This window comes from Bacillus cereus, assembly GCF_002567495.1.
In the GTDB taxonomy this organism is placed as follows: Bacteria; Bacillota; Bacilli; order Bacillales; family Bacillaceae_G; genus Bacillus_A; species Bacillus_A cereus_AQ.
The window spans coordinates 42,946-56,709 of the sequence record NZ_NVAP01000025.1 but is presented as its reverse complement, the minus strand read 5'-3'; the positions used below and the strand labels follow the sequence as shown (position 1 = coordinate 56,709).

Sequence of the window (13,764 nt, the reverse complement as noted above, 5' to 3'; positions counted from 1 at the left end):
ATATGTTTTTTTAATTTCTCACTTTATTTACATGGAAGATTTTTCTTATTATGTTACGATTAAACAGAATCATTACGAATAAGGTGGTGACAATGTGAATTACTTTTCTTACCTCTCCTTAGAAGAACGGCAAAATTTTTTCTATAAAGAACCACTTAGTTTTTCAAAAAATATAGGAAAAGAACAACTAGCTTACGCACTAGGCGCTACACTATATACTCCTGGCACGAAAGAAACGATTGCGGAAGATATTATTAGAAAGAAACATGTGGATGCTACCTCAATTATTCTTTGTCTAGAAGACGCTATCAGCGATGAGGAAGTAAAACTTGCAGAGCAAAACATCGTCGTTCAAATACAACAAATCGCCAACTTAGTCAGTGCCAACCTACTAAAGCAAGCAGACATCCCACTTCTTTTTATTAGAGTTCGACGCCCAAGCCAAATGAAGACAATTGTTACTGAATTAGGTAGTGCTGTTCATTGTTTATGTGGTTTTGTCTTTCCAAAATTCACACCGATTAATGGAAAGGCTTATATCGATCAGCTTGCATATATAAACGAGTTATACTCATTATCACTTTATGGAATGCCTATTTTAGAATCACCAGAAATTATGTATAAAGAAACACGGATAGAATCATTATTACAAATAAAAGATTTACTAGATTCCTATCGTGATCACATCTTAAATGTACGTATTGGTGCTACTGACTTTTCAAGTATATTTAGTATTCGGCGCAATAAATACACACCTATCTATCATATTACTGTTGTTCGTGATTGTATTTCAGACATTATTAACGTTTTCTCAAGGGCAACAAATGAATATATTATTTCAGGATGTGTATGGGAATATTTTTCTAATGATTATGAAGAAGGGCTCATCCAAGAGGTATCACTCGACCATGCAAATGGCTTAATTGGAAAGACAGTTATTCATCCATCTCATATTAAAGTTGTACAGGCAATGCATATTGTCACAATGGAAGATTATTTAGATGCGAGATCAATTTTACAAAATGCAGATACGTATAATGGAGTGCTAAAAAGTAGTTTTTCTAACAAAATGAATGAAGTAAAGCCACATTATGGCTGGGCTCGCAAAACCATTTTAAAATCTAATATTTACGGGGTGCTACATGAAAACAAACAATTCACCGATCTCCTTATTACAAACGCAAAACAACACGTATAACGTTTTAAATAATATACAAGTTCATGTAGAAGTACGTGATAATCCATATAACTTAGCGCTAGACAATCTTTTTCAAATGGCTGCGCGAATAAATAAGAAACGTAGTTTTTTATTTGTGAGTACAATCCTTGGAAAGCATCTTCCTATTAAACCTGCAATCTCTCTATCAAGTGGATTTGCTCTCGCTGCAAGATATATGGAAATACTACATAATACTTCTCATCCATTTCAAAAAGAAATTTTAAATCTCATTTCATTAGAGATTGATGAAATCCCAGAGGAAGTATTCCGTTATCAATATCCCTTGCAAGAAGAGGTTTTGTTCATCGGATTCGCTGAAACAGCGACAGCACTTGGTCATTCTATGTTTCAATGCTTTCAAAATGCAAAGTATGTACATACAACTAGGGAATCGATACCCAACCTAGAATCTGTCATTACATTTGAGGAAGAACACTCCCATGCAACATCGCACCGTTGTTATGTGGATGAAAGCTTTTTTCAAAACAGCAATCCAATTGTTCTCGTAGATGATGAGATGACAACAGGAAAAACAGCATTAAATATTATTAGATCGATTCAAAATAAATTCCCACGAGAAGAATATATTATTGCTTCTTTATTAGACTGGCGTTCTCATACGAATAGAAGACAATTTAAACAATTAGAAGAAGAACTTCAAATTAAGATTCATGTTATTTCTTTATTAGAAGGCAGTATTCATACAACTGGCCAACCATTGAATATTTCAAAAACAGATATTCAAATTGAAGAAACAAAACCTGATTTCAAAAAGCATACCCTTACCTGCCCAACATTACCCTATACATCAAATTATATAAAATATACTGGGCGATTCGGCATTTCAGCATATGAACAAAAGTACATTCATTCTTTCGCTCAAGAAGCAGGAAGAACTTTAAATAGAGAAAGAATTGGAAAACGAACACTTTGTCTCGGAACGGGTGAATTTATGTATATCCCAATGAAAATCGCTGCTGAAATGGGTGAAAATATTTTATATCAATCTACAACACGAAGCCCTATCCATCCTGTTTCAAATGATGTGAACTACGCCATTCATAATCATTTCTCATATCCAAGTCCTGAAGATTCTACTATTACAAATTACTTCTATAATATTTCACCTCATGATTACGATGAAGCATTTGTTTTTATTGAACGTGATTTAGGAGAAGAAGCCCTATCTCCTCTTCTACAGCAGTTACAAACAGTTATTCCCTTTATTCATATCGTCTCATTTTCAAATAGCATAGAAAAGGAAGGTTGATAATTATGGTAAAAGTAAATTCTCATATTAGTAGTTATGATCCAAATGATGCTATTTTTCTATTAAAAGATATTAGTGATTTAATGAAAGAAAGTTCCACAGAAACTAGAGAACAAGCAATTCAAGCTGGCACACACTATTCCGAAATGTTACCAATGGAATATAAACCATCTAAAGCATATATGGATTTATTCTTTTCTTCCCTGCAACAATACAAACACAAACTAGCCATTGCTGTTGGAGTTGTCGCCGAACAAATTATACAGACTAAAGGAACGAACCTTGTCCTCGTTTCATTAGCTCGTGCTGGTACACCTATTGGCATTCTTATAAAACGCTACATACGCTATCAATACAACCTTGATGTACCTCACTATTGTATTTCTATTGTTCGCGGACGCAGTATTGATGAAAATGCACTCCATTATATTTTGGAACATCACCCTAAAGAAACAATTCAATTCATTGATGGATGGACTGGGAAAGGTGCAATAAAAAAAGAATTAGAATATGCCGTACACACATTTAACGAACGAAATAATACACACATTTCTCATTGTATGGCTGTGCTTGCTGATCCCGGTTACTGTACTTCAATTTACGGTACACGTGAAGATTTTCTTATTCCTAGCGCTTGCTTAAATGCAACTGTCTCTGGACTCATTAGCCGCACTGTACTAAATGACACCTATATCGGTCCAAATGATTTTCATGGTGTTAAATATTATAAAGAGCTAGAACAAGAAGACTTATCAAATTTCTTCATTGATGAGGTAACAGGTTTATTCCCTTCTGTTCATTCTCATATAGATAATCAATTACGTTATATTGCTTCAACTTACACCGATCCCTCTTGGCAAGGATTAAAAGATATACAGTCTATCCAAAATCACTTTAAAATTGACGATATTAACTTAATTAAACCAGGAGTCGGTGAAACAACTCGCGTATTACTCCGGAGAATACCGTGGAAAATTTTAATACGTAAGCAAAACAATCCCGATTTAAAGCATATTTTACTTCTTGCTAACGAAAAGAATGTCCCTATTGAAATCTATGAGAATATGGCTTATTCATGTTGTGGGCTCATTAAGCCTCTTAAGAGGGAAACGATATGATTTTCGCCAGTGATCTTGATCAGACGCTTATTTATTCCCGGAAATCGTTTCGTGCCCCTATAGAAGATGAATCAATTCAACTCATTGAAACTTTAGATGGGAAAGAAATTTCTTTCATATCACATAAAACCATTTCACTACTAAAAAAATTGCAACTCCATTCACATTTCATCCCAGTTACAACAAGAACTATTGAGCAGTTTCAGCGTATTGCTTTATTCCAAAACGAAATCATTCCCGAATACGCCATTACAAGTAACGGCGGCAATATCCTTCATAACGGGAAACAAGATGGTACTTGGAACAGGACAGTAAAAGAAAGACTATCGGTTGAATGTATAGAGAGAAACGACATACTAAAGGAATTTGGACAAATAGCTCATAAAGATTGGGTTATATCACAAAAAACAGCTGATGATCTATTCCATTATTGCATTATTAAACGGGAGAACATTCCTTATGATGAATTATCATCCTTCACTTCCTGGTTAGACAAACAAGGCTGGAATCATTCACTTCAAGGTAGAAAGCTATACTTTGTACCAAAACCAATTAATAAATGGGACGCCGTGCAATATATAAAAGAAATTTTGCAAATAGATACGATTATTACAGCTGGGGATTCTTTACTTGATCTATGCATGCTTGAAAAGGCGAACCATGCCTTCGCACCACTTCATGGTGAGTTAGGGGCAATGCATGATCACTTACAACCCCATATTTTAAAAACAGACGCAATCGGCATATATGCCGCAGAAGAAATCGTAAATAAATCACTTCAAATTATTCACAGTTCATTACCTACCTCATGATCAAAATATGCACAATTGCATACGCACCACAATTAAACAAATGGTACAATTTATTTGAATCGCTGTTGCTACACTTCTTGATTAAAGAAAAGGCGTTAACACGGAAATTAGCGTCTTATCAACCTCAAGCAATTGGCACATTTTGTCATCTTAAAAGACACTCGAAAGAGTGTCTTTTTTTCTATATTCCACAAGGACTTACTCCTTTCAAAGTATAAATACATAAAATAATGTAAATCGTTACACGCATAAATCACTTTCTAAAAGTTATGAAGTAGATTCAAAATAAAAAAGCACTCTTAACTAGAGTGCTTTTTACTTTCAAACAAGGAGGCTACATATATGGATAGTACTCTCGTATTTAACTTCGGCATCGGTCTCGTCATCATTTTATTTGTCTTCTTTGTTCTTTGTATGAGTGGGGTATAAAAAGACGATCTTTGGGCGTCTTTTTATACATACATATGTCTTACTTGACTTCCGTAACAGGAGTAACCATAATGGTTACAGGTGTACGAATAGGAGGAAAAACAATGAAACATATAATCGTTTATGCACATCCCAATAAAGAAAGCTTCAACCATGCAATTTTAGAAACTGTAAAAAGTCAATTAGAAGGAAAAGGTCATGAAGTACGCGTTCGCGATCTATACGAATTAAACTTCAATCCAGTATTAGCCGCTTCCGATTTCATCTCATTTTCTCAAGGAAACACACCAGAAGATATTAAAGAAGAACAAAAACATATCTCTTGGGCGGATAGTATTACATTCATTTACCCAGTTTGGTGGTCAGGACTTCCTGCTATTTTAAAAGGATACGTTGATCGTGTATTTAGCCTTGGCTTTGCATATACTTACGGCGAAAACGGCCTTGAACAGTTATTAAACGGTAAAAAAGGATTATTATTATCTACAATGGGTAATACGAAAGAAGTATACACAGCAGGCGGTATGTTTGACGCAATGAAGAAAACATCGGATGTTGGTATTTTTGAATTTACAGGCATTGAAACGATTGAGCATTCATTCTATACAAGTGTTCCTTCTGTGGATGACAGTGTGCGTAAACAATATCTTGAAGAAGTTAAAGATGTTGTGAATCGTGCTTTTTAATAAAAAACTCCGGTTATTAAAACCGGTGTTTTTTATTTCATCATCAATTTCGGAATATATCTTTTAAGAATGTTTTCTAATTCATTCATATCTTCCTGTCTAATAAGTAAATTCACATTGTCATTCATTTTTTCTCGCCCGCGATATAAAAATATATTTTCTTTTGGATTTTCCCATGTTGATGTTTTATAGCCTTTTAATTCTTCATATGAATAAAAGTTTAATCCATCTATTACACCTTTTTCATATATTTTTACACTTTTAATAAGATGTATAGCTATTAAAGTCATAAAACAACTTGCTACAGCATGAATACCTAGCTGAATGAAAAACTGTTCAACTGTATCAATATCGCCACTTACGTACTGAGCGTATATATACATACATTGTCCAATGAAATATGCTGGTCCAAGTAATGCAATCCAACGTCTTTTCATCCGAGGATACATTGCAATAAGTTTTCCTGCGCTTTTTTTCATTTCATTTATTTTATATATTTTCCATAGAACAAAGAACAAAACACATAATGTAAAAACAAGCATAACACATGACATCCAGTACATTCTTATCCCTCCTTTATATCACTACATTTAAATTTTACATTCTATATATATCTATAGTACATATGTAATTATGCATAAAAAAACAGGTAACCTCTTCGGTTACCTGTTTTCCATTACATCTTCTCAATCCACTCCGTCAAGTTATGCACAACTTGCGTCGGTTGTACTTCATATTCTGTTAACTTCTCCACAGTTGTGACTCCAGTGTGGACAAGAAGCGTATGCATGCCAGCATTTACTCCCGCTAAAATGTCTGTATCGTAGTTATCCCCAACCATTAACGCTTCATCTTTTCCGATACCAAGCACTTTTAACGCTTGTTCCATAATGATTGATTCTGGTTTTCCGATAAAGATTGGATCCACACCTGTTGATACTGCTACAACTGATGTTAATGAACCGTTTCCTGGTAATAATCCGCGCTCAGTCGGAATGGCAATGTCCCCATTTGTTGAAATAAACGTTGCGCCGTTACGTACAGCAAGACACGCTTTTGCTAATTTTTCATATGTGATGTCACGATCTAAACCAACAACAACGAAATCAGGATTTTCATCCACAAGTTCAAATCCTTTTTCCACAAGAGCATCATGTAAGCCCTCTTCACCAATCATATATACAGTTGCATCTTGCTTACGTTCATAAATGAAATTCGCTGTCGCCATACTTGTTGTAAATACTTGCTCCGCTTTCGCTGGGATATCGAAACGAACAAGTTTTTCAGCTACCTGTTCTGGTTTACGAGTTGAATTATTCGTAACAAATAAATAAGGAATGCCGCGCTCTCCTAATGATTTTACGAAGTCGCTCGCTTCTTCAATTTGTTCTTCTCCGCGATACATCGTACCGTCTAAGTCAATTAAGTAACCTTTATACATCGATTATGTCTCTCCTTCTATGCTAACGTTCTCACCTTATCATACCACTTTTATATTACCCGCTTTTCCAAAAGAAAAAAACGCTTTACCTTAAAGCGCCCCATAACGTTCATTTTTTCTCTTTTATTTGATAAGAACAACTACAATCGCCCTCGCACATGTTTGCTAGCGTTTTCACATCTGCGTTCGTAAATAAACGCTTATACATCTCTTTTTCATCTTCACATACTTGCGGGAATCTCTCTGCAATTTCTTTTAACGGACAGTTTTGTTTTTCAATTACGAAAGAGTTCTCTCCATCTTTCTTTATTTGAACCATATAGCCGTTTCTCTCTTGCATAGCTGCTATCTCTTGCACTTTATACGCTAAATTCTTTTGATTACTTACTCTCTTTTGTAACTGTTCTTCCATGCGCTTCGTTCTCTCTTTTAAAACGTAACGAAGTATTTTTTCATCGCCCATTCGAGCTAAATCTTCTAACATATCAATCGCAAATTGCTTATACTCTTTCGGGAATGTATCTTCTCCCTTTTCACTTAATCCATACAAATAAGTTGGTCTTCCGACATGTTGTCTTACCATCTTAGAATAAATGAGTCCGTCTTTCTCAAGATTACTTAAATGTCTTCGAATCGCCATTTCTGTAATCTCTAAAACATCAGCCAATTCAGCTACTGTATGCTCTCCCTTTACTTTCAACAATTGTACAATCTCGTCCTTCGTAGTACGTGCTTCCCCCATGTTTCACCCTTCTCCCTTTTCTTTCTCCCATACAATATAAGATCCCCAAAAAGGTACCTTGGGGATCTTATAAGCATAATTATTCTGGTACAAATGCAGATACAGGTCCTAATTCCTTTTCTAAATAACTGCGAATATTTGCTGGGTATTTCTCTACCACTGCAATATGTTTTTGAATCGTCTTATATAATTCATCATGATTCATTTGAATATAATCTTGCGTAAGCATTTTTCGAAGAAGGATAATTGCTTTCATCCCTTGTCCATCTTCTTCACTTATCACTCGCTCATCCATTAAAATATCAATGATATCTTCATAGCTTCCTGGATCGCGCATAATAAATCCATCAATCATCGCATTCCCTACATCTAATACACAATCAATCATAAGATGGGCTATGCGCTCTAATGCATAAAATTCAAACTCGGTTTCATATATCTTTTTCTCTTGAAATGTACTTGTTGCTCGTTCTAAACATACTAGCATTTGTTCTATTTTCTTTCTGTCTACAAAATACATGAATGTCACCTACCTGGAAATTAAAGCATTTACATTTTAATTGTAACGCTTTCTTCTGAAAAAATCGACAATTTTTCGAATTCACCTTTTCTCCTTTATTTGTTATAGTTATATTTGTATGATTTTTGAAATTGGAGGAATGGAATCTTGGAACGTGAACTCGCACTAGAAATTGTCCGTGTAACAGAAGCAGCAGCATTAGCATCCGCACAGTGGATGGGCCGCGGAAAGAAGAATGAAGCAGATGATGCAGCAACTACAGCAATGCGTGATATGTTCGATTCAGTAAACATGGCAGGTACAGTTGTAATTGGTGAAGGAGAACTTGATGAAGCACCGATGTTATATATTGGTGAAGAACTAGGAACAGGTAACGGTCCAGAAGTAGATATCGCCGTTGATCCATTAGAAGGTACAAACATCGTTGCAAAAGGTCTTGCAAATGCAATGGCAGTTATTGCAATCGCAGACAAAGGGAACCTTCTTCATGCTCCTGATATGTACATGGAAAAAATCGCGGTTGGTCCAAAAGCAGCTGGTAAAATTAGCTTAGATGATCCAATTGAAAAAACAATTGAAATTGTAGCAGAAGCTAACAATAAAAAGATTCGTGACCTAACGGTTATCGTTCAAGAACGTGAACGTCATCAAGATATTATTGACCGTGTTCGTGCAAAAGGTGCACGTGTAAAATTATTTGGTGATGGTGATGTTGGTGCGTCAATCGCAACAGCACTACCTGGAACGGGTATTGATTTATTCGTAGGTATTGGTGGAGCTCCAGAAGGTGTTATTTCTGCAGCAGCATTAAAATGCCTTGAAGGTGAAATGCAAGCACGCTTAGTTCCAATGAACGAAGAAGAAGAAGCTCGTTGTCGTGAAATGGGATTAGAAGACCCTCGTCAACTTCTTATGTTAGAAGATTTAGTATCTGGTGATGATGCAATCTTCTCAGCAACTGGCGTATCTGCTGGTGAGTTATTAGACGGTGTGAAATTCCTTGGCGGAGATTTAGCTGAAACATATTCTATCGTTATGCGCTACAAAACAAGAACGGTACGATTCATTAAAACGCATCACCATTTAGATCATAAACCACACTTAAACTTAGATATTTAATAAAGGAGCCATGTGTATGGAAGAACGTTTCTTTCTGTACGACGATACCGTCGCTACAAAAACGCGTTTCGTTAGCTTTATGGGAGAAAATGAGCGTCATGATTTAGCGCTTTTATACTCCGATCGTCATTACGGTAAAACAATTGTACTTGATATGCAAAGTAATAAATTTGCAATCATCGGTGCTGACGATTTAAACGAACCAGGCTACTTAGAGCACGCATTTTCTATGACTGAAGAAATTGCAGAAGAATTACGCTCATTTTTATTTGAACTTATATAATTTATCGTATGCACCAGCTATTTTAGCTGGTGTATTTTCATCATAAGAGTTTTGAATTTTCAATCTTCTGTGTTATAATTAAGAATAAATCTATTTGGATAGAAAGGACGTTATCTACGTATGCCAACATTTACTTTGTAATGGACCAGCAATTGGATAGCATTACTCTCAAAAAAGCACCGTGCTTTTTCAAGGGAGTAGTCTGCCCATTCCCATTACAAAGGAGCGTAACGCATCTGTAGTATGATGTTTACGGAGCTTCCTAAGGGAAGCTCCTTTTATTTTTGTCTTTTTATCATGTCTTCATACTACAAGACATCCAAATAGCTGTATTACGTTCCTTTACCACTACTATAAGAGGTGAAGGAAAATGCAGAAAGTACAACTTTCTTGGAGTTTATATGAAAATGAGCAAAACACAATCGAAAAGTATTGTAAAAATTGCAGACGCACTACCCTATTTACCGATACAAATATTCGCAGGCATAACGCCAACGGAAAAAACATATACCGCTTTGCTATCTTTAAATGCCCGAAAGATCATACGTGGAATCAAAAACTTCGTATTTATAAAGCTTTTACTGATCATGTAGAGACAGTCGATATGGCGCAGGAAGATCAAACAGAAACAACTACTACCATTTCCATTACACAGCATAAAGAAAGTGGCATAGCCGAAATTACGGTTGTATTAGACATCGTTTTCGGTTCCCACCGAATGGATAAGGCATTGTCCACATATATCTCTGATTGGAGCCGTACACGCATTGTGGATAAAATTAAAAATGGGGGTATTCAATTGAACGGACGACAAATGAAACCAAATACAATACTTTCTGAAGGTGATTCTATTTCAATTTGTTTATAAGGGGGAGTCTCATGCTAAATGTGAGAAAAGGTACGATGAATTTATTAGACGAATTAGATGCAATGTATACAGAATGTAAAAAAGCGCTCTTACAAAAGAAAATTTATCAATGGGATGATTCATATCCGACTCGAGAACATATTTCCTATCACTTAGAACAAGGTGAACTCTATTGCCTATTTGAGCATGATTCGCTTGTTGGTGCTGTTGTATTGAACGAATGGCAATCTCCTGAATACGCGCTTATTAATTGGTCAGAAACAGATGGATGTTTTCTTATCGTCCACTCTTTCGTCATCCATCCTTTCGCCCAAGGAAAAGGATATAGCAAAGTACTTTTATCCTTTTGGGAAAGTGAAGCGAAACGAAAAAACTATACCGGTATACGATTAGATGCTTTCACTGGCAATCCTGTTTCATTGCGTTTGTATGAAAAGAATCATTATATTTGCCGAGGTGCTGTTTACTTTTCAAGTAAACAGCCTCCTCACAATTGGTATAACTGCTATGAAAAAATCCTCTTACAATCGTAAGAGGATTTTTTTACTTCTTCACTTTTCGTAATACAAAATGTGCACAGCCGAAGTTACAGTACTCGTATAAATACTCCGTTAACGTACTAATTTTCGTATCATATGTCGCACGTTGGTTACTATCATCAAAGAATCCGCGCAATCTAAGTTGCTCATATCCCCAGTCCCCAACGATATAATCATATTTATTTAAAATTTCTGCATAGCGCTCTTTAAATGCTTCTTCATTAAAACCGTCACGAAAGTTTTTAATTACTTCGTACTGAACATTATTAATGCTCACCGTAGCATGAATCTCTTGCTTTTGCTCCATCATTAACTTCCTCTCTAAGCATTCTTCTTTTTATCGTATCACAAAGCATAACAACCAACAATTTCAAATACAAAAAATTGCAAATTAGTACATGCTATGGAGAAGGAGGTGATACATCGTGAAAAAACAAATTTTGCTTTCCCTTCTCACTCTTTCCTTATTTGCAGGCTGCCAATCAGCGAACAAAGCTGAAATGGAACGTGAAGAAGGAAGCCGTGTTCTTGTTTCCAATAAAAACGACATGTATCATACAGAAAATACAAATACACGACTCACAAGAGTTGGTTATTCTTCTAAACAAAAACATGAAGTATCTAACAAACAAGTAGGGGCCATTAACCGCGAGAAAGTCGCTGAAATGATTACAAGCATGACAGTCAAACTTCCTGACGTTACAAACGCTGCTACACTCGTTACCGATGATGAAGTGTTCGTTGTATACCGTGCAAACACAACGGATCAGAAACTCGTAGCAGATCAAGTATATAAAACCGCTTTGTCCATCGTCCCTCGCTATTATAAAGCATATGTATCAACAAACCAAAAGTTGATTTCTCAAATTCAAGGGCTTCAATCCGGTGCACTAAATGATACAGAATATACACAAAGCATCGATATGCTAAAACGAGAAATGAGTAAAAATCCTCATTTGAACAATACAGGGGATCAAACTTTGAATGATATGATTAAAAAATAAAAAAGGTGGAGAAAACCTCCGCCTTTTTTATTTCCTATTTTTTATTACAATTCGCATAAACCTCCATCGCATCACACATAAACTGTGCTAATCCTTCGCCAAACTTATCGATATTTTTCGTGAAGCGCTCATCAGCGACGTACATTTGACCGAGTCCCTTAAAAGCATCTAATGAATATTCTCCAAAGTTTTGCAAGTAATCGTACCATACTTTAATAGCGGACTGCGCTTCTTTAGAATCTGGAGCACCATGTCTAAGCGCCGCTAAATTTCTATAAATAGTATTAAACTCTTCTTGGTTTTCTTTTGACATACCTTTTGCATATTCGTTCGCTTTATCTACAGCTACATCTCCCCATCTTTCTCTCGCTTCTTCTTCATATGGGTTATGGCTGAAATCGAATCCTTCAAATTTCTCTTTGTTCGTCATTTCAATCTCTCCTTTTGTATGCTGAATGGTTTTATCAATTGTCGCAATCACCTTATCTAACCTGGCACGCTTTTCAAGAAGCATTTTCTTATGAAGCTGTAGTGCCTCTTCTCGATCAAATGATGGACTCATGATAATTTCTTTAATTTTCTTCAAAGGGAAGCCTAGCTCTTTAAAAAACAAAATTTGCTGCAATGTCTCTAAATTTTCATTGGAATACAAACGATATCCCGACTCTGTCGTCTCGTCTGGGGTTAGCAACCCAATTTCATCGTAATGATGCAGTGTGCGCACACTAATTCCAACTAAATCAGCTACTTCTTTTACTCTCATTGTCATTTGTATCTCCCCCTTAGTACATACGATAAAGTATGACGCAACGTTAGAGTCAATAAGTAAATTCATTTTACCTCTAAAAGTTTCATCTCTCCCATATTTCATGCATAATAGATATGTACATATATTAGAAAGCGGTGAAAGTATGGTTTCAAATACTGTAATTGCCAGCATCACCTTTCAACTCATTATCTCGATTCTGGTCCCAATTATTGTACTCGTTTATTTCCGTAAGAAATATAATATTAATTGGAAAGTAGTCGGAGTTGGTGTTCTTATCTTTATCGGATTTACTCAAATTCTCGAAACACCGTTCCACTTATTTATGCGCGGAAACCCAGCAATCGCTCCATTTTTAGAAAATCCGTTTGTTTTCGCAATTTATGGCGGATTGACTGCTGGTATTTTTGAAGAATTAGGACGCTTCGTTGCCTTTTTCTTTCTACTAAAAAAATATCTAGAATATAAAGATGGCTTTGCATACGGAATTGGTCACGGCGGAATAGAATCTATTTTAGTTGGGGGCTTTTCTGCATTACAAGCTCTTATATTTGCAAATTCTATTAACGATGGTAGCTTCGCTCGACTTGTTGAACAGAAACCTGAGCTCAGCATTTTACAGGACGTATTAATTCAGCAACCTGCCTACTTATACTTCCTTGGTAGCTTAGAAAGAATTATGGCACTCGTGCTTCAAATCGCCTTTACAATGCTTGTTTTATACGCAGTAAAACAGAAGAAATATATCTTCCTAGTATACGCTATACTATTCCACGCATTTGTAGACTTCTTCGCGGCACTTTACCAAACGAAGACAATCAATATCTTTGTTGCAGAAGGAATTACACTTCTCTTCACAATTGGCGCTGTCGTTCTTATTCGCAAAATGAAAGCGAAATTAATGAGTATGCCGGAGTAAAAAATAACCCACCAGTTGGTGGGTTATTT

At 35.8% G+C, this 13,764-nt stretch carries 17 protein-coding genes; 11 read left to right on the top strand and 6 right to left on the bottom strand.

The window, feature by feature from the left end; translation table 11 throughout:
• Positions 1–94: 94 nt before the first annotated feature.
• The 5 genes from COK05_RS11875 (at position 95) to COK05_RS11855 (ending at position 5,534) form a co-directional block, all read left to right on the top strand.
• On the top strand, positions 95–1,198 hold the full coding sequence (locus tag COK05_RS11875; RefSeq protein WP_098612735.1) for an HpcH/HpaI aldolase/citrate lyase family protein: 1,104 nt from the start codon (positions 95–97) through the stop codon (positions 1,196–1,198).
• Positions 1,143–2,489 (top strand): phosphoribosyltransferase family protein, encoded by a 1,347-nt coding sequence (locus tag COK05_RS11870; protein WP_098612734.1) that lies wholly within the window; start codon positions 1,143–1,145, stop codon positions 2,487–2,489. Before COK05_RS11875 ends, COK05_RS11870 begins: the two co-directional genes overlap by 56 nt.
• Before the next feature lie 5 nt (positions 2,490–2,494).
• Complete coding sequence (locus tag COK05_RS11865; RefSeq protein WP_098612733.1) at positions 2,495–3,607, top strand: cysteine protease StiP family protein; 1,113 nt, start codon at positions 2,495–2,497, stop codon at positions 3,605–3,607.
• A complete protein-coding gene (locus COK05_RS30915; protein WP_141539044.1) occupies positions 3,604–4,419 on the top strand; it encodes an HAD family hydrolase in 816 nt (271 codons plus the stop codon). Before COK05_RS11865 ends, COK05_RS30915 begins: the two co-directional genes overlap by 4 nt.
• A 533-nt stretch (positions 4,420–4,952) precedes the next feature.
• The gene (locus COK05_RS11855; protein WP_098612786.1) at positions 4,953–5,534 is read left to right on the top strand and encodes an NAD(P)H-dependent oxidoreductase; all 582 of its coding nucleotides are present in this window, start codon (positions 4,953–4,955) and stop codon (positions 5,532–5,534) included.
• 32 nt (positions 5,535–5,566) lie between these two features.
• Here the strand turns inward: COK05_RS11855 and COK05_RS11850 are convergent, their stop codons facing one another.
• The 4 genes from COK05_RS11850 to COK05_RS11835 all read right to left on the bottom strand — a co-directional run bounded on the left by COK05_RS11850 (position 5,567) and on the right by COK05_RS11835 (position 8,237).
• Complete coding sequence (locus COK05_RS11850; RefSeq protein WP_098612732.1) at positions 5,567–6,097, bottom strand: iron ABC transporter substrate-binding protein; 531 nt, start codon at positions 6,095–6,097, stop codon at positions 5,567–5,569.
• Between the two features lie 113 nt (positions 6,098–6,210).
• On the bottom strand, positions 6,211–6,975 hold the full coding sequence (locus COK05_RS11845; RefSeq protein WP_098612731.1) for a TIGR01457 family HAD-type hydrolase: 765 nt from the start codon (positions 6,973–6,975) through the stop codon (positions 6,211–6,213).
• A gap of 109 nt (positions 6,976–7,084) precedes the next feature.
• The gene (locus COK05_RS11840; protein WP_098276846.1) at positions 7,085–7,717 is read right to left on the bottom strand and encodes a helix-turn-helix transcriptional regulator; all 633 of its coding nucleotides are present in this window, start codon (positions 7,715–7,717) and stop codon (positions 7,085–7,087) included.
• Positions 7,718–7,796: 79 nt separating this feature from the next.
• Positions 7,797–8,237, bottom strand: a complete 441-nt coding sequence (locus tag COK05_RS11835) for a DUF86 domain-containing protein (RefSeq protein ID WP_098612730.1) — start codon at positions 8,235–8,237, stop codon at positions 7,797–7,799.
• Between the two features lie 147 nt (positions 8,238–8,384).
• Here COK05_RS11835 and glpX point away from each other — a divergent pair, with 147 nt between their 5' ends.
• From glpX to COK05_RS11810, 4 genes are all read left to right on the top strand, one after another.
• Positions 8,385–9,356 (top strand): class II fructose-bisphosphatase, encoded by a 972-nt coding sequence (gene glpX, locus COK05_RS11830; RefSeq protein WP_000439091.1) that lies wholly within the window; start codon positions 8,385–8,387, stop codon positions 9,354–9,356.
• Positions 9,357–9,372: 16 nt separating this feature from the next.
• Complete coding sequence (locus COK05_RS11825) at positions 9,373–9,639, top strand: DUF3055 domain-containing protein (protein WP_000392611.1); 267 nt, start codon at positions 9,373–9,375, stop codon at positions 9,637–9,639.
• A 370-nt stretch (positions 9,640–10,009) separates the two neighbouring features.
• Positions 10,010–10,507, top strand: coding sequence for an RNA-binding S4 domain-containing protein (locus COK05_RS11815; protein WP_098612728.1), 498 nt, complete (start codon positions 10,010–10,012; stop codon positions 10,505–10,507).
• A gap of 11 nt (positions 10,508–10,518) precedes the next feature.
• Positions 10,519–11,040, top strand: a complete 522-nt coding sequence (locus COK05_RS11810) for a GNAT family N-acetyltransferase (RefSeq protein ID WP_098612727.1) — start codon at positions 10,519–10,521, stop codon at positions 11,038–11,040.
• 10 nt (positions 11,041–11,050) lie between these two features.
• Here the strand turns inward: COK05_RS11810 and COK05_RS11805 are convergent, their stop codons facing one another.
• Entirely contained in the window at positions 11,051–11,353 is a 303-nt protein-coding gene (locus tag COK05_RS11805; RefSeq protein WP_139304617.1) for a YutD family protein, read from the bottom strand.
• A gap of 118 nt (positions 11,354–11,471) precedes the next feature.
• Between COK05_RS11805 and COK05_RS11800 the strand changes: the two genes are divergently transcribed.
• Complete coding sequence (locus COK05_RS11800) at positions 11,472–12,050, top strand: YhcN/YlaJ family sporulation lipoprotein (protein ID WP_098612726.1); 579 nt, start codon at positions 11,472–11,474, stop codon at positions 12,048–12,050.
• Positions 12,051–12,084: 34 nt separating this feature from the next.
• Here COK05_RS11800 and COK05_RS11795 read toward each other — a convergent pair whose 3' ends face one another.
• Positions 12,085–12,819 (bottom strand): MerR family transcriptional regulator, encoded by a 735-nt coding sequence (locus COK05_RS11795; RefSeq protein WP_098612725.1) that lies wholly within the window; start codon positions 12,817–12,819, stop codon positions 12,085–12,087.
• A 100-nt stretch (positions 12,820–12,919) separates the two neighbouring features.
• Here COK05_RS11795 and COK05_RS11790 point away from each other — a divergent pair, with 100 nt between their 5' ends.
• Complete coding sequence (locus COK05_RS11790) at positions 12,920–13,735, top strand: YhfC family intramembrane metalloprotease (protein ID WP_141539040.1); 816 nt, start codon at positions 12,920–12,922, stop codon at positions 13,733–13,735.
• The last annotated feature ends 29 nt before the right edge of the window (positions 13,736–13,764 follow it).

What these genes read in the sequence shown, in the direction of transcription:
- COK05_RS11815 (WP_098612728.1), top strand. Translation starts at nt 10,010, where the DNA reads ATGCAGAAAGTACAACTTTCTTGGAGTTTATATGAAAATGAGCAAAAC.
- COK05_RS11825 (WP_000392611.1), top strand. Translation starts at nt 9,373, where the DNA reads ATGGAAGAACGTTTCTTTCTGTACGACGATACCGTCGCTACAAAAACG.
- COK05_RS11865 (WP_098612733.1), top strand. Translation starts at nt 2,495, where the DNA reads ATGGTAAAAGTAAATTCTCATATTAGTAGTTATGATCCAAATGATGCT.
- COK05_RS30915 (WP_141539044.1), top strand. Translation starts at nt 3,604, where the DNA reads ATGATTTTCGCCAGTGATCTTGATCAGACGCTTATTTATTCCCGGAAA.
- COK05_RS11855 (WP_098612786.1), top strand. Translation starts at nt 4,953, where the DNA reads ATGAAACATATAATCGTTTATGCACATCCCAATAAAGAAAGCTTCAAC.
- COK05_RS11795 (WP_098612725.1), bottom strand. Translation starts at nt 12,819, where the DNA reads ATGACAATGAGAGTAAAAGAAGTAGCTGATTTAGTTGGAATTAGTGTG.
- COK05_RS11840 (WP_098276846.1), bottom strand. Translation starts at nt 7,717, where the DNA reads ATGGGGGAAGCACGTACTACGAAGGACGAGATTGTACAATTGTTGAAA.
- COK05_RS11810 (WP_098612727.1), top strand. Translation starts at nt 10,519, where the DNA reads ATGCTAAATGTGAGAAAAGGTACGATGAATTTATTAGACGAATTAGAT.
- COK05_RS11850 (WP_098612732.1), bottom strand. Translation starts at nt 6,097, where the DNA reads ATGTACTGGATGTCATGTGTTATGCTTGTTTTTACATTATGTGTTTTG.
- COK05_RS11790 (WP_141539040.1), top strand. Translation starts at nt 12,920, where the DNA reads ATGCATAATAGATATGTACATATATTAGAAAGCGGTGAAAGTATGGTT.
- COK05_RS11845 (WP_098612731.1), bottom strand. Translation starts at nt 6,975, where the DNA reads ATGTATAAAGGTTACTTAATTGACTTAGACGGTACGATGTATCGCGGA.
- COK05_RS11805 (WP_139304617.1), bottom strand. Translation starts at nt 11,353, where the DNA reads ATGGAGCAAAAGCAAGAGATTCATGCTACGGTGAGCATTAATAATGTT.
- COK05_RS11835 (WP_098612730.1), bottom strand. Translation starts at nt 8,237, where the DNA reads ATGTATTTTGTAGACAGAAAGAAAATAGAACAAATGCTAGTATGTTTA.
- COK05_RS11870 (WP_098612734.1), top strand. Translation starts at nt 1,143, where the DNA reads ATGAAAACAAACAATTCACCGATCTCCTTATTACAAACGCAAAACAAC.